General features: G+C 67.3%; 12 protein-coding genes and 2 pseudogenes. 3 read left to right on the forward strand and 11 right to left on the reverse strand.

What is annotated here, in order from left to right; translation table 11 throughout:
* Positions 1–150, forward strand: a pseudogene (locus G3N61_RS24605) (RND transporter); the annotation flags it as partial.
* Here the strand turns inward: G3N61_RS24605 and G3N61_RS24610 are convergent.
* The 7 genes and pseudogenes from G3N61_RS24610 to G3N61_RS24640 all read right to left on the reverse strand — a co-directional run.
* Positions 132–1,067, reverse strand: a pseudogene (locus G3N61_RS24610) (protein-glutamate O-methyltransferase CheR); the annotation flags it as partial. The pseudogenes G3N61_RS24605 and G3N61_RS24610 overlap by 19 nt on opposite strands.
* Entirely contained in the window at positions 1,064–1,576 is a 513-nt protein-coding gene (locus G3N61_RS24615; protein ID WP_043177938.1) for a chemotaxis protein CheW, read from the reverse strand. The pseudogene G3N61_RS24610 and the gene G3N61_RS24615, both read right to left, overlap by 4 nt.
* Positions 1,573–3,249: a methyl-accepting chemotaxis protein gene (locus G3N61_RS24620; RefSeq protein WP_043177940.1), complete on the reverse strand. Its 1,677-nt coding sequence runs from the start codon at positions 3,247–3,249 to the stop codon at positions 1,573–1,575. Before G3N61_RS24620 ends, G3N61_RS24615 begins: the two co-directional genes overlap by 4 nt.
* A 123-nt stretch (positions 3,250–3,372) precedes the next feature.
* A complete protein-coding gene (locus G3N61_RS24625) occupies positions 3,373–4,506 on the reverse strand; it encodes a hybrid sensor histidine kinase/response regulator (protein ID WP_043177943.1) in 1,134 nt (377 codons plus the stop codon).
* 481 nt (positions 4,507–4,987) lie between these two features.
* Complete coding sequence (locus G3N61_RS24630; protein ID WP_043177945.1) at positions 4,988–6,571, reverse strand: Na+/H+ antiporter; 1,584 nt, start codon at positions 6,569–6,571, stop codon at positions 4,988–4,990.
* A 240-nt stretch (positions 6,572–6,811) separates the two neighbouring features.
* Positions 6,812–8,245: an aldehyde dehydrogenase family protein gene (locus tag G3N61_RS24635; protein ID WP_205823808.1), complete on the reverse strand. Its 1,434-nt coding sequence runs from the start codon at positions 8,243–8,245 to the stop codon at positions 6,812–6,814.
* Between the two features lie 29 nt (positions 8,246–8,274).
* A complete protein-coding gene (locus tag G3N61_RS24640; RefSeq protein WP_043177949.1) occupies positions 8,275–9,915 on the reverse strand; it encodes an acetolactate synthase large subunit in 1,641 nt (546 codons plus the stop codon).
* Between the two features lie 351 nt (positions 9,916–10,266).
* On the opposite strand from G3N61_RS24640, the gene G3N61_RS24645 reads away from it, so the two are divergent.
* Both G3N61_RS24645 and G3N61_RS24650 read left to right on the forward strand, forming a co-directional pair.
* A complete protein-coding gene (locus G3N61_RS24645) occupies positions 10,267–10,584 on the forward strand; it encodes a type II toxin-antitoxin system RelE/ParE family toxin (RefSeq protein WP_205823809.1) in 318 nt (105 codons plus the stop codon).
* Positions 10,585–10,587: 3 nt separating this feature from the next.
* The gene (locus G3N61_RS24650) at positions 10,588–10,887 is read left to right on the forward strand and encodes an addiction module antidote protein (protein WP_021157290.1); all 300 of its coding nucleotides are present in this window, start codon (positions 10,588–10,590) and stop codon (positions 10,885–10,887) included.
* 48 nt (positions 10,888–10,935) lie between these two features.
* Here the strand turns inward: G3N61_RS24650 and G3N61_RS24655 are convergent, their stop codons facing one another.
* The 4 genes from G3N61_RS24655 to andAd form a co-directional block, all read right to left on the reverse strand.
* The gene (locus tag G3N61_RS24655) at positions 10,936–12,222 is read right to left on the reverse strand and encodes a DUF445 domain-containing protein (RefSeq protein ID WP_089453464.1); all 1,287 of its coding nucleotides are present in this window, start codon (positions 12,220–12,222) and stop codon (positions 10,936–10,938) included.
* Positions 12,223–12,391: 169 nt separating this feature from the next.
* Complete coding sequence (gene andAa / locus G3N61_RS24660) at positions 12,392–13,612, reverse strand: anthranilate 1,2-dioxygenase system ferredoxin--NAD(+) reductase (protein WP_205823810.1); 1,221 nt, start codon at positions 13,610–13,612, stop codon at positions 12,392–12,394.
* Positions 13,602–13,928, reverse strand: coding sequence for an anthranilate 1,2-dioxygenase ferredoxin subunit AndAb (gene andAb, locus G3N61_RS24665; protein ID WP_006479527.1), 327 nt, complete (start codon positions 13,926–13,928; stop codon positions 13,602–13,604). The genes andAa and andAb overlap by 11 nt, the downstream gene beginning before the upstream one ends.
* 20 nt (positions 13,929–13,948) lie before the next feature.
* A complete protein-coding gene (andAd, locus tag G3N61_RS24670; protein ID WP_011355917.1) occupies positions 13,949–14,437 on the reverse strand; it encodes an anthranilate 1,2-dioxygenase small subunit AndAd in 489 nt (162 codons plus the stop codon).
* Positions 14,438–14,444 lie beyond the last annotated feature (7 nt).

Raw genomic sequence — 14,444 nt, forward strand, 5'->3', positions numbered from 1 at the left:
AACGCGTCGCGGCGCGCGGCGACGTTGTCGCGCACGCAGTATCAGGAAGGCGAGGTTGCCTATCTCGACGTGATCGACAGCGAGCGCTCGGTGCTGCAGTCGCAGTTGCAGTCGAACCAACTGACCGTCGCCGCAAGCGGCGCGACCGTGAAGCGCTCCGTGCGCCGATTCGACGCCGCCGACAACGACGCCACCGGGCGGGCCGCGCAGGCGTCGGCCGTCGCGCCGGCGGGCTCGCGATGAAACGCGAATGCCAGCGGCACGCGCGCCGAGCGCATCCCGTGCCGCATCGCGACACCCGTTTCGGCCGGCCCGACGAACAGCATGCCGTCGCCGGCAAGACGCGCGTCGAGCGAGCGGATCACGCGATCCTGCGCATCGCGATCGAAGTAGATCAGCACGTTGCGGCAGAACACGAAATCGTAGCGAATGCCGGTATCGACTGCCGGTTCGACGAGGTTCGCCTGACTGAACTGCACGCACGCGCGCACGCGCTCGTCGAGCAGCCAGCCATCGCGGGTCGGCGTGAAGTGCCGCGCGCGAAATTCCGTCGCGGTGCCGCGGAACGCGTTGCGCCCGTAGCAGCCGAGCCGCGCTTGCTCGATCGCGCGCGCGCTGAGGTCGATCGCGTCGATCGTGAAGCTGGCCGGGTCGAGCCCCGCGTCGAGCAGCGCCATCGCCGCCGAATACGGCTCCTCGCCCGTCGAGCACGGCGCGCTCAGCACGCGGATCACGCGGCCGGGCAGCGCGGCGAGCCGCTCCGCCGCGAGCCGCGCGAGCGTCGCGAACGCCTCGCGGTCGCGGAAGAACCAGGTCTCGGGCACGACGAACAGCTCGATCAGCGCGCGCCGCTCGTCGGCCGACGCGTTGAGCTGCTGCCAGTAGGCGTCGAGCGCGTCCTGCGTCACGGGCGGCCGCGCCGCCGACGGCAGGCGCTCGCCGTCCGCCTGCAGCGCATGCACGCGTTCCGTCAGCGCGCGGCTCAGGAAATCGTTACCGAGCGAATCGGGGTCGATGCCGGTCTCGCGCAGCAGCCAGCCGCGAAATCGCGATTCGGACTCTTTCATGCAGACTCTCCCCCGTGGCCCGGCAGGCCGTCGAACAGATACAGGCGCGCGACGTCGTCGATCAGGTCGGATACCGACACCTGTTGCACGACGCCGTCGGGCGTGTTCGCGACCGGCCCGAGCCAGCGCGTGCGCGCGGTCGAGATGCCGCTCGTGCGAAACGCGGCGCGGTCGATCCGCATCGTCTGCGTCGCGCGCTCGACGATCAGCCCGATCGTGCGCTCGCCGCCGGCCTCGTCCGCGCGGTAGCGAACCATCACGAGCCGCGTCGAACGCAATGCATGCGCGCGGCGCCCGAGCGCCAGCATCGGCACGTCGATCACCGGCACCGGCTGGCCGCCACGCATCAGCAGCCCGGCGATCCAGTCGGGTGCGCCGGGCACGGCCTTCGTGACCGCGAGCGGCAGCACCTCGTCGATGCCGGCCGCGTCGAGCGCATAGCGTTCGCCGTCGAGCTCGAACATCAGGAACAGCGCGTGGGCGCCGTTCTGCGTGTCGGCGCGCGTCACGCGTCGACCTTGAAGCGCGACACGCTGGTACGCAACTGGTTCGCGACGAGCGTCAGGTCGTCGATCGCCTGCGACGACTGGCGCAGCGACTCGGCCGTCTGCTGCGCGGCCTCCGACAGTTGCGACAGCGCCTGCGTGATCTGCTCGGCGCCGTTCGCCTGCGTCTGCATCCCTTCGTTGACCATCTGGAAGCGCGGCGCGAGCGTCTGCACCTCGGCAATGATCTGCGACAGCTGCCCGCCGACCTGCTGCACGTCGAGCATGCCGCGGCGCACTTCCTCGGAGAACTTGTCCATCCCCATCACGCCCGCCGACACCGCCGACTGGATTTCCTTCACCGTCTGCTCGATGTCGTAGGTCGCCACCGCCGTCTGGTCGGCGAGGCGGCGGATCTCGGTCGCGACGACCGCGAAGCCGCGGCCGTACTCGCCGGCCTTCTCGGCCTCGATCGCCGCGTTCAGCGACAGCAGGTTGGTCTGGTCGGCCACCTTGGTGATCGTCGCGACCACCTGGTTGATGTTCAGCGCCTTCTCGTTGAGGATCGCGAGCTTCGCGTTCACCGAACCGGCCGCGTCCATCACGCTGCGCATCGTCTCGCCCATCCGCGTGAGCCCGCTCTGGCTCACGCCCGCGAGCGTCGCCGACTGCTCGGCCACGCCGGCCACCTCGTTCATCGTGCGCAGCAGGTCGCGCGACGTCGCGAAGATCTCGCGCGAGGTCGCGCCGATCTCGGTCGTCGTCGCCGCGGTTTCGTTCGCGGTTGCCTGTTGCTCGCGCGACGTCGCCGCGATCTCGGCCACCGACGTCGTGACCTGCAGCGACGATTGCTGGGCGCGTGCGACGAGCTCGGTCAGCTCGTCGGCCATCCGGTTGAAGCCCGTCTCGAGCGTGCCGAATTCGTCGCGGCGGCGCAAGTCGAGGCGGCGCGTCAGGTTGCCGGTGCGCATCACGTCGTGCACCTCGACGAGCCGCGCCATCGGTACGGTCACCGAACGGTACAGCACGTAGCCGAGCGCGAGCGCGGACAGCAGCACGAACGTCACCGAGACCGCGAGCACGACCTCGGTATCCTGCACGGATTCGCGGATCAGCTTCGCGGATTGCTCGGCGAACTTGCGGTTTTCCTGCACCAGCACATTCGCGTTGCGCACGACCTCGGTCCACGCGGGCAGCGTTTTCGCGTACGCGGCGACGGCCTCCTCGCGCGACACGCGGCTCTTCTGCACGGCTTCGTTCAGCAGCGGCACGTAGTGGTCGTACGCGCCGCGGAACGCCGCGAAGCGCTGCCGGTCGTCGTCGCGGAACGTCGTGCTCTGGTAGTCGGCGGTCAGCGACTCGATGTCCTTCAGCGCGTCGGAGATCTTCGCGAGATCGCGTTGCACGGTTTCGGGCTCGGTGTCGACGAAGGTCGCCTGCTGCAGCAGCGTGAACGATTCGTTGACCGAACCGCGCAGCGTCGACGCGAGGTAGACGCCGGGCAGCGAGTCACGCTCGATGCTGATGGCTTCGGTATTGATCGCGCGCAGTCGCTCGTACGACACGCCGGCTGTCACCAGCATCAGCACGAACAGCACGCCGAAGCTGAGCAGGATGCGATTGCCGAGCGTCAGCCGGGCAGCGCCGATCGTCGGATGCAGGCTTTCATTGGTCGCGCGGGGCGTCACGGTGGCCATGTTCGTTATGGGCTTTCTAAAATCAGCGTTGAAAAAATTCGCGCCCGCCTGTGCGCCGGACGGCGCGCCACGAGCGCATCGGGGTCTGCGGGCAGCGCGGCGCCGGCAGGCCGCGCCGCGAAATCACCGCTCCGCTTGCGCCGGCAGCCGAAGCGCGACCATGAAGCCGCGCGCCGTATTGCGCATCAGGATCTGGCCGCGATGCCGCGCCGCCGTCGCGCGGACGAACGCGAGGCCGAGGCCGAAGCCGCTGCGCGCCGCGCCATGCACGGATTCGAGCTGCACGAACGACTCGGTCGCGGCCGTGCGCTGCTCCGGTGCGATCCCGGCGCCGGTATCCTCGACGCCGATCAGCCAGGCGCCGTCCTCGCCGCCCAGCGTGCAGTGCACGTCCGTGCCGGCCGGGCCGTACTTCAGCCCGTTGTCGATCAGGTTCGCGACCGCGCGCGTGAGCATCATGCGGTCGCCCATCGTCACGCACTCGGTATCGGGCACCTGCGCGGCGACCCGGCTGCCGAGCCCGGCCGCCTTCTCCCACAGCTGGTCGACCGCGTCGAGCACGATCTCGTTGAGACTCACGACCTCGTGCGCGCGGCGCTCGGACTGCGCGCGGGTCAGGTGGATGAAACCATCGGCCAGCGCGAGCGCGCGCCGTGCATGGCCTGCGATGCGCTCCATGATCGCCGGCATGTCGCCGTGCTCGGCCCGGTAGACGTCGAGCAGCGCAAGGATCGAGGTCTGCGGCGAACGCATGTCGTGCGACAGGAAATCGAGCGCCTCGTCGCGCTGCCGCGACATCAGGTACGAATTCGAGTGATAGCGGATCCGGGCGGCCAGCTCCATCGCGTCGGGGAGCTTCACCAGATAGTCGTTCGCGCCGGCAATGAACGCCTCGCGCTTGACGATCGGCTCCTCCTTCGCGGACAGCACGATGATCGGCACGCGTGCGGTGCCGGCATCCGCGCGCCACGCGCGGACGAGATCGAGGCCGTCGATCTCCGGCATCACGAGATCCTGCAGGATGACCGTCGGCTTCACGTCGCGCGCGACCGCCATCGCCCGGTGCGCGTCAGTGCACACGTGCAGGTCGATGTCGTGTTCGCTGCGCAGCGCGCGGCGGATCACCTCGCCGACGAACGGTTGATCGTCGACGAGAAGGACCGATAACCCCGATTCAAGACAATCCGAGGCATTATCACCGCTCGATTCTTTCATAAATACAGTTTCAAACGCCGATTCTCCAATCGATTCTTTCATAGGAGTTGTTTATCCGGCTTGGACGCTATCTTATTTCAGCGGTTGAAAATCCCGCCCGATTCCGCCGATTTGGCCTGTCGGCACTGCCTAGCGGGGCTCCGGACGCCGATTTCTCCCCGTTGACGGCCGCATTACCTCCGCATCCTTTCTCTCAATAAACATAACCGGCTGATTCTAAATGAAATTAGAACACAGCATCTATCTCCTTCCGGTTTAGTTTTGCCAAATATGACGAAGGAGCCGGAAACAGTTAAATCAGATCATTTCCGGATTCGAAAGACGATAACGTTTGCGAGACCGGCGCCATAAGGTTTGCATGCGCTGCAAGGCCGGCTGCCCGCCGCATTGGGGGCCGGATGAAAAAGCGCCGAATCGGCGCGCAGGCGGAAGAAAAAATTGCGCGCCGGGCAACGATCGGTCCGCGCGCGTCGCGCCGGCCGGATCCGGCCACGCGACGGCGGTATGACGGCGGTGTGCGGCCTTACCCGCGCGCGTGCTGCGCGGACACTTCCTGCAGATCGAGGTCGCGTTCGAGCGCGTGCAACATCTCGTCGTGGATGTGCCCCGAACGGTGCAGGCGCAACAATTCCGCGCGCCCGGCCCGGATCGCGGCCAGCACGACGTCGTAGTGCGCGGTACGCACTTCTGCCGGAAACGCGGGCTCGTCCTTCGCCCGCTCGGTCAGTTCCGCGCGATACGTGTACTGCTCGAGCAGGCGCGGATGAATCACGACCCCGTTTTCGTCGCGCACGAGCGGCTGGATCGCCGCGAGCTGGGCAGCCTCGACGTACGCCCACGTCTGCGGCTCGGTCAGGTGATGTGCCTCGCGCTCTTCGCGCTCCGGCAGGCGCAGCAGCCGGATCAGCGGCCCGATCGTCGTGCCCTGCAGCAGCACGGTGACGAGGATCACCGCGAACGACGCGACCAGGATCACGTCGCGGCCGGGCATCGCCTCGGGCAGCGACAGCGCGATCGCCAGCGTGACGACGCCGCGCATCCCGGCCCAGCTCATGATCGTCGCGGCCTTCCAGTCGGGCGCTTCGCCGCGCCGCGCGATCCCGCGCACCGGCCACTTCAGCGCCTCGACCGCGTAGATCCACACGAAACGCGACACGATCACCGCCGCCAGCACCGCGAGCATCGGCGGCACCATCGTGGCGAGCACCTGCTCGAAGCCGCCGAGCCGGTGGATCGCGCCGCGCAGCGACAGCCCGATCAGCACGAACACCATCGCTTCGAGCAGGAACACGATGACCTGCCAGAATGCGGTGCCGCGCGTGCGCACGGCCGCCGAGAACACCTCGTGCTGATGCCAGCCGACGATCATGCCGGCCGTGACGGTGGCGATCACGCCGGACACCTCGACCATTTCGCCCGCGATATAGGCGATCCAGCCGGCGATCACCGCGACGGTGATCACGAGGTAGTCGTCGTCGAGCTGCTTCAGGAACCACACGACGAGCTTGCCGACCGCGAAGCCGATCGCCACGCCGCCGAGCCCGAGCTCCGCGAAGCGCACGACCGCGTGCTCGAGGCTGAACGCGCCGGTGAGCGCGGCCGCGACCGCGAAGCGGAACAGCACGAGGCCGGCCGCATCGTTCAGCAGGCTCTCGCCTTCGAGCAGCACCATCAGCCGGCGCGGCAGCGCGACGCGTTCCAGCACGGCCTTCGCTGCAACGGCGTCGGGCGGCGACACGATCGCACCGAGCGCGAAGCACGCGGCCCACGGCAGCGACGGCGCCACCCAGTGCACGGCGAAGCCGACCGCGAACGTCGTGAACACGACCGCGCCAATCGCAAGCAGCAGGATGCCGCCGACATTGCGCTTGAACTCCTCCCACACCGAGAAATACGCACCGTCCATCAGCAGCGGCGGCAGGAACACCAGCAGCACCAGTTCGGGATCGAGATTGATCGGCGGCAGGCCGGGGATGAACGCGATGCCGATGCCGCCGATCAGCAGCGCGGCCGCGGGCGGCAGCCGCAGCCGCTTGGCGATGCATTCGAGCGCGACGATCGCGAGGAATGACAACAAAACCAGCTTGAATGCCGAGACGGGGGACATGAATCGACCTCGTGAAGAATGAATTGCGCTTTCCGGCGTCGTACCCCGGTCGGCAGTTTCGCGCGATTACATCACGAGGCGAGGCCCTCAGTCGAGCGCGGTCGGGCTGCCGACCACGCAGCGCGGGCACGGCGCACGCCTGGTGCCGGCCCAATACGCGCGCCGCCATGAAAAACGGCACGCGGGCCGGCCCGATCGCCCGCCCGCGTGCCGTCGCGGCACCCTGCTGCTGCCCGCGCGTTACCGGCGCCGCACGACCATCAGTCGAGGCTCGGTCATGTCCTCGATCGCGTAGCGGATCCCTTCGCGGCCGAGGCCCGAATCCTTCACGCCGCCATAGGGCATGTTGTCGACGCGGAACGATGGCACGTCGTTGATCACGACGCCGCCGACCTCCAGCTCGTCCCACGCGCGCTGTGCGTGCGTCAGCGAATCGGTGAACACGCCGGCCTGCAGCCCGAAGTCGCTGTCGTTCACGCGCGCGAGCGCATCGTCGAACCGGTCGAACTTCTCGAGGATCGCAACGGGGCCGAACGCCTCCTTCCGGTACAGGTCCTGCTCATGCCCGACGTTTTCCAGCAGCGTCGCCTCGAACATCGCGCCGTCGACCTTGCCGCCCGCGACGATCTTCGCGCCCGCCGCGACGGCTGCGTCCATCCAGCCCGACAGCCGGCGCGATTCGGATTCGGAGATCATCGGGCCGACGAACGTCGACGGATCCTTCGGATCGCCCATTTTCAGCGAACGCGTCTTCGCGATCAGCTTCTCGCGCAGCGCGTCGTAAAGATCGGCATGCACGAGGATCCGCTGCACGCCAATGCAGCTCTGGCCCGACTGGTAGTACGCGCCGAACGCCAGACGCTCGACCACGTAGTCGAGCTGGTCACGCTGGTCCGCATCGACGATCGCGGCCGCGTTGCCGCCGAGCTCCAGCACGACTTTCTTCTTGCCGGCCTTCTCCTTCAGCGCCCAGCCGACGGCCGGCGAACCCGTGAACGACAGCAGCTTGAAACGCTCGTCGGTCGTGAACAGGTCGGCGCCGTCGCGGTGCGCGGGCAGCACCGAGAACGCGCCCTTCGGCAGATCGGTTTCGGCGAGCACCTCGCCGATGATCAGCGCGCCGATCGGCGTGCGGCTCGCGGGCTTCAGCACGAACGGACAACCGGCCGCGAGCGCGGGCGCGACCTTGTGCGCGGCGAGGTTCAGCGGAAAGTTGAACGGCGAGATGAACGAGCACGGGCCGACCGGCACGCGCTTCGTGTAGCCCGTATAGCCCTGCGCACGCGCGGAGATCTCGAGGTTGATGATTTCGCCGTCGATGCGCACCGATTCTTCGGACGCCACGCGGAACGTGTCGATCAGACGCGTCACTTCGCCCTTCGAATCGTTGATCGGCTTGCCGGCCTCGATGCACAGCGCCTCGGCCAGCTCGTCGAAGCGCTCGCGAAAGCGCGCGACGCAATGGTCGAGCACGGCCTGCCGCTTGTAGGCCGGCAGCTCGCGCATCGGCTTCGCGGCCTCGACCGCCGCGCCGATCGCCGCGTCGATGGCCTTCGCGTCGGCCAGCGCGACGCGTGTCGCGACCTTGCCGCTGAACTTGTCCGTCACGTCCAGATCGGTGTTCGCGTAGACGGCTTCGTTGGCGAGGTAGTACGGATAGGTTTCCTTCAACATGGAACGACTCCTTCCTGTGAACGGGACATTCAGAGTTGCGCCGACAGGCGCTTGATCTCGCGATTCAGCACGCGCTCGTTGTCCGAGTAGTCGATCGGCACGTCGATCACGTGCACGCCCGGCGACGAGAAGCACTCACGCAGCAGCGGCTCGAGATCGTCGGCCGATTCGACACGATGCCCGTGCGCGCCGTAGCTTTGCGCATACGACACGAAATCGGGGTTCTGCAGCGTCATCGCGAAATCGGGGAAGTTCATGTTCTCCTGCTTCCAGCGGATCATCCCGAACGCGTCGTCGCGCAGGATCATCACGACGATGTCGAGCTTCAGCCGCACGGCCGTTTCGAGCTCCTGCGAATTCATCATGAAGCCGCCGTCGCCGCACACGGCGATCACCTTGCGCTGCGGATGCACGATCTTGGTCGCGATCGCCGACGGCAGGCCGGCGCCCATCGACGCGAGCGCGTTGTCGAGCAGCAGCGAATTCGGCTCGTGCGCGCGCCAGTAGCGCGCGAACCAGATCTTGTACATCCCGTTGTCGAGACAGACGATGCCGTCGAGCGGCAATGCGTTGTACAGATCGTTGACGATCCGCACCGGGTACATCGGGAAGCGCGGATCGTGCTGGCCCTTCTCCAGATGGGCGTCGAAATGCTCCTTGATCATCGCGAAGCGCGCGAAATCCCAGTGCGGCTGCGGCGCGAGCGCCTCTTTCATCTGCCACACCGCGTTCGCGATGTCGCCAACCACCTCGATCTGCGGAAAGTAGACGGGGTCGACCTGCGCGCCGAGGAAGTTCACGTGGATCACGGTCTTGTCGTCGGTACGCATGAAGAACGGCGGCTTCTCGATCACGTCGTGGCCGACGTTGATGATGCAGTCCGCCTGCTCGATCGCGCGGTGCACGAAATCGCCGTCGGACAGCGTCGCGTTGCCGAGCCACAGCGGGTGCGTCTCGTCGATCACGCCTTTGCCCATCTGCGTCGTGAAGAACGGGATGCCCGTCTTGTCGACGAATTCGAGCAGCATCTTGCAGGTGGTCTTGCGGTTGCCGCCCGCGCCGATCATCAGCAGCGGATGGCGCGCGGCCTGGATCGCGTCGACCGCATGCGCGACCGCCTTCTCCTCGGCCACCGGCCGGCGGCTGTAGCTGCGCGGAATCGGCTTGCCGTCGCCCTCCTCGTGCGCGATGTCTTCCGGCAGCTCGAGGTGCGCGGCGCCCGGGCGCTCTTCCTCCGCGCGGCGGAACGCCTCGCGTATGGCCGACGGGATGTTGCCGATCGACACGATCTGCCGCGTGAACTTCGTGAGCGGCTGCATCATGTCGACCACGTCGACGATCTGGAAGTGGCCCTGCTTGCTGGACTTGATCGGCTTCTGCCCGGTGATCATCAGCATCGGCATGCCGCCGAGTTGCGCATAGGCGGCGGCCGTCACGAAGTTGGTCGCGCCAGGCCCGAGCGTGGCGATACACACGCCGGTGCGGCCCGTCAGGCGGCCGTAGGTGGCGGCCATGAACCCGGCCGCCTGCTCGTGCCGGGTCAGCACGAGCTTGATCTTCGATCGCCGCAGCGATTCGAGCAGATCGAGGTTTTCTTCGCCGGGAATGCCGAACACGTACTCGACGCCTTCGGCTTCCAGCGCCTTCACGAACAGATCCGATGCTTTCATGGGGGACTCTCGGTTGATGCCGCCTGCCCGGCCTACGGACACGCAGCGTTCAGAACGCGCGCCGGCCTACGGCACGCGGACGCTTTACCTACTGGACACAAACCACGGCACTGCCCGCCACGCAACACGCGCTGCGCGGCGGCGCCTCCGGATACCGGAGGACAAACGGATCCGCCCGCGCGCGGCAGGCGCGCACGGGCGGCAAAGACGTTTTTGATTGTAGACGGATTCGGAAGATCCCGACTTCGGCCGAACGGCCATTTAGCACGCAAACACAGCGCGCGGCCCTACTGTGGCGGCAACGCAATCAACCCATCAGACATGTGAACCATGGTTGACACACTAGAATCCATGCCCTACTGTGCGCCTACGTTCAGCATCCGGACCACCGACGTCTTCGACGCCTGGTTTGCCGGCCTGCCGGATCGCGTCGCGAAGCGCCGCATCCAGGCACGCATCGACCGCCTCTCGATGGGCAATCCGGGCGACTGGAAGTCCGCCGGCTCGCCGGTCGTCGAGATGCGGATCGACCACGGCCCCGGCTATCGCGTCTACTACGTCCGGCGCGGAACGATCTGGGTCGTCCTGCTTTGCGGCGGCGATAAATCGACGCAACCGGCCGACATCCGCGCCGCCCACGCGATGCTCGCGCATCTCGACATGGAGTAATCGATGGACAAGATCAGCACCCGGCCGTGGGATTCGGCCGACCACCTGAAAACCGAAGACGACATGGCCGACTACTTCGAAGCGTGCCTGCAGGAAGCCGGCGACGATCCGGCCTTCATCGCCCACGCGCTCGGCGTGATCGCGCGCGCACGCGGCATGTCGCAGGTCGCCCGCGATGCGGGCCTGTCGCGCGAGGGGCTGTACAAGGCGCTGTCGCACGACGGCAACCCGAGCTTCGGCACGATCCTGAAGGTCATCAAGGCGCTCGGCCTGCAACTGCACGGCGCAAAAGCGCACGCATGATGCGCGGGCGCGGCCCGGCGCGCCCGCCGCGCGACACCCGTGGCCGCGTCAGTGCAGCCAGCCGGCCGCCCAGCGCGGCACCAGCGACACCAGATACAGCCCGAGCCCGATCAGCCCGCCGACCAGCGTGCCGTTGATGCGGATATATTGCAGATCCTTGCCGATATTCAGCTCGATCTGCCGCGACATCTCGCGCGCATCCCAGTTGCGCACCGTGTCGCGAATGTGACGCATCAGGAAATCCGCGAAATCCGGCGCCATCTCGTGCACCGCCTTCTCGACGTGCTCGTTCAGCGACGCGCGCAATGCCGGGCTCTCCGCCAGCCGCGCGCCGAGCCAGCCGCCGAGCGTCGCGGCCTGCCGGTGCAGCGCCGAATCCGGGCGCGCGAGATCGGCCTTCAGCCACGCGCGCAACTGATCCCACAGGTCGCGCACGTACTCGTTGAACGCAGCGCCGTCGCGGATATAGTGCTTGATCTCCTCGCCCTTCGCGATGAACGCGGGGTCGTGCTTCAACCGCTCGGTCAGCCGCACGACCGTCCGGTCGAAGCGCTGCCGCAGTTCGTGCTCGGGGTCGGCCGCCACGCCTTCCAGCACGCGGCTCACCGCGTTCGCCAGCATCCGCGCGCCGTTCTCGCCGAACCACTGCGTCGGCATGATCTTCTCGACCTTCGGGTACTGCGTCTTCAGCCATTCGACGATGAAGCCGGCGATCACCTCGCGGTTCTCCTCCTTGTCGAGCACGTCGACCACCTGCTCGATCGCGTCGTCGAGCAGCGCCTGGTGGCGGCCGTCCTTCGTCAGCGTGTCGAGGACCGCGCCGGCCGATTGCGACAGGTCGACCCGGTCGATCACCGCGCGAAACGCGTCGTGCACGAACGACTGGATCCGTGCGTCGTCGGTCATGTCGAGCGCGAAGCTCATCAGCTTCGTCACATAGCTGCCGAGCGCCTCGGTGTTCGCCGGCTCGCCGAGCCACGCACCGAGTTTCTGCGCGGGATCGTGCTGGCGGATCTGCGCGGCAAGCGCGTCGGGGCCGAGGAACTTCTCGCGCACGAACACCGCGAGGTTGTCGGCGATCTTGTCCTTGTTCTTCGGAATGATCTCGGTATGGCGCGACACGAACGGGATCGGCACGCGGCGGAACAGCGCGACCACCGCGAACCAGTCGGCGAGCGCGCCGACCATCGCGGCTTCGGCCACGGCCTTGATGCCGTCGACCCACGGGCCGCGCGGCAGCAGGATCGTCGTGACGAACACCGCGACGGCGGCCAGCAGCAGCCATAGCGCGCGGCGCTTGCTGCGTTTCAGTTCGAGGGCTTTGTCTGGCGTCATGGGCAACGGTCGGGCGAACGATGCCGCTAATATGCACCGGTTGCGGTGTTGCCGACAAACATTGCGACGCGCATCGCTCCGGCCGCGCCCCGCCGGCACGAACCGGCGGGGCGCGCACGATGCCGGCCGGCGTCGTCACCGCCAGCCGGGCCGGATCACCATGCGCGTGCTACAGAAACGTCTTCAGGTTCACGGCCGGATCGGCGAGCTTCACCGGGTCCGGCATCGCCCCCGCCGCGATCAGCCGGCGCGATGCACCGATGTCGCGCCCCAGGTTCGCGGCGGCCACCGCGACGATCCTGCCGTCATCGCCCAGCCCGAACACCGTGAACGGCCCGTTCGCGGGATCGCCGCGCACGACGATCTCGCGTTCGCTGCCGAACAGCCCGAGCATCTGCAGGTTGCAGTCGTATTGATCGGACCACAGCCACGGCAACTCGGCATAAGTCTCGTCGGCGCCGAGCAGGTTCGCGGCCGCGACGGCCGGCTGGTTTTCGGCGACCTGCCACGATTCGATCCGCACGTGACGCCCGAGCAGCGGATTGAAGTGCATCGTCACCTCGCCCGCCGCGAAGATCGCGGGATCGACCGTGCGGCAGCGTGCGTCGACGCGGATCCCGTTGTCGACCTCGAGCCCCGCCGCCTGTGCCAGCTCGGCATTGGGCACCACACCGATGCCGACCACGACGAGATCAGCCGGCACGTCGCCACGATCGGTCTCGACAATCGCGCCGCCACCCGGTGCGCGACGGATCGCACGCGGCAGCGTCGCCATCTGGAAGATCACGCCGCGTGCATCGTGCAACCGATGCGCGTACGCGCCGACCACCTCCGGCAACGCACGCTGCAGCAAGCGCGGCGCCGGATCGATCACCGTCACGTCGCAACCGAGCTGACGCGCCGCCGCGGCGACCTCGAGGCCAATGAAACCGCCGCCGAGCACCGCCACTCGACGGCCCGGCGAAAGCTGCGCGCGCAACGCACGCGCATCGTCGACGGTACGGACGTAATGCGGCTTGACGCCTTCGTCGATCGCCCCGCCGAACGTGCGTACCCGCGAGCCCGTCGCGAGCACGAGCCGCGCATAGGGCAGCGTTGCGCCGTCGTCGAGCCGCACGCGCTGCGCCTCCCGCTCGATCGCATCGACACGCGTGCCGAGCCGCAGCTCGATACGCTGCGCGTCATACCACGCGGCATCGCGCACGAACGCACGCTGCTCGCCGCCATCGCTCAGCAGCGCATCCTTCGACAACGCGGGCCGGTCGTACGGCAGCTCGCGTTCCGCGCCGATCATCACGATGCGCGCCGCGGTGTCGCGTTCGCGCAGCGCTTCGGCCGTGCGCCGCGCTGCGTGGCCGGCGCCGACGATCACGAACGGATCAGCCGACATTGACTTCCACCTGCCCGTCGACGATCCGGATCGGATAGGTCCGCACCGGTTCGGTGATCGGCGCGCATTTCGGCGCGCCGGTGCGGATGTCGATCAGCCCCTGGTGCAGCGGACATTCGACGCAGCCATCCTCCACATAGCCTTCGGACAGCCGCGCATGGCCGTGCGTGCAGAGGTCGTGCATCGCGAACAGTTCGTCGCCGATCCGGAACACGGCGATCGGCTTCTGGCCGGCGACCCGCGCCGCCGGTTCGTCTTCGGAGAATTCGTCGAAAGCGCCAAGCGGATGCCACTCGGCGAGCGTTGCTTCGGTCATGTCTGTTCCTTGCATCCGTATCAGATCGGGGTGGCGAGCAGCGTCTGCACGCGCGACGTGTCGTAGATCACCCGCTTGGTCTTGTAGCGCAGCCCGTCCGGCGTGCGCACGACCGTGTCGTAGTACTTGCCGGCCTGGTACACGTTCGACTCGCCGTTGCTGCGCGTCTGCACGACGACGTAGTTGCTTTCCGTGTCGATCTCGCCGTCACGTTCCGCAACGATCGTCAGGCCCGACGTCATGTGCCGGTACGTATGCTCTTCGTAGATGTTCGCGTGCCGCAGCGACACCACGCGGTCGCGCAGCATCCGCTGGTTCGTGCAGTGGACGATCCCGACCGGCAGCCCGAGGTCGGCGTTTTCCTTCGGCACGATTTCGTACGTGCAGTCCTCGGTGAACATCGTCGGCCATGCTTCGAGCCGGTTGTTGTCGAGGTGCCCGATATAGCGGTTCTGGAGCATGTAAATCTCGAACCACGTCTTCATGTCTTCCGTCAGGTTTTCCATCATTCCGCGC

The organism is Burkholderia sp. Ac-20349 (assembly GCF_017104865.1).
In the GTDB taxonomy this organism is placed as follows: domain Bacteria; phylum Pseudomonadota; class Gammaproteobacteria; order Burkholderiales; family Burkholderiaceae; genus Burkholderia; species Burkholderia aenigmatica.

Coding starts and splice junctions, on each gene's coding strand:
- G3N61_RS24620 (WP_043177940.1), bottom strand. CDS start 3,249: ATGGCCACCGTGACGCCCCGCGCGACCAATGAAAGCCTGCATCCGACG.
- G3N61_RS24625 (WP_043177943.1), bottom strand. CDS start 4,506: ATGAAAGAATCGATTGGAGAATCGGCGTTTGAAACTGTATTTATGAAA.
- G3N61_RS24630 (WP_043177945.1), bottom strand. CDS start 6,571: ATGTCCCCCGTCTCGGCATTCAAGCTGGTTTTGTTGTCATTCCTCGCG.
- G3N61_RS24635 (WP_205823808.1), bottom strand. CDS start 8,245: ATGTTGAAGGAAACCTATCCGTACTACCTCGCCAACGAAGCCGTCTAC.
- G3N61_RS24640 (WP_043177949.1), bottom strand. CDS start 9,915: ATGAAAGCATCGGATCTGTTCGTGAAGGCGCTGGAAGCCGAAGGCGTC.
- G3N61_RS24645 (WP_205823809.1), top strand. CDS start 10,267: ATGCCCTACTGTGCGCCTACGTTCAGCATCCGGACCACCGACGTCTTC.
- G3N61_RS24650 (WP_021157290.1), top strand. CDS start 10,588: ATGGACAAGATCAGCACCCGGCCGTGGGATTCGGCCGACCACCTGAAA.
- G3N61_RS24655 (WP_089453464.1), bottom strand. CDS start 12,222: ATGACGCCAGACAAAGCCCTCGAACTGAAACGCAGCAAGCGCCGCGCG.
- andAa (WP_205823810.1), bottom strand. CDS start 13,612: ATGTCGGCTGATCCGTTCGTGATCGTCGGCGCCGGCCACGCAGCGCGG.
- andAb (WP_006479527.1), bottom strand. CDS start 13,928: ATGACCGAAGCAACGCTCGCCGAGTGGCATCCGCTTGGCGCTTTCGAC.
- andAd (WP_011355917.1), bottom strand. CDS start 14,437: ATGATGGAAAACCTGACGGAAGACATGAAGACGTGGTTCGAGATTTAC.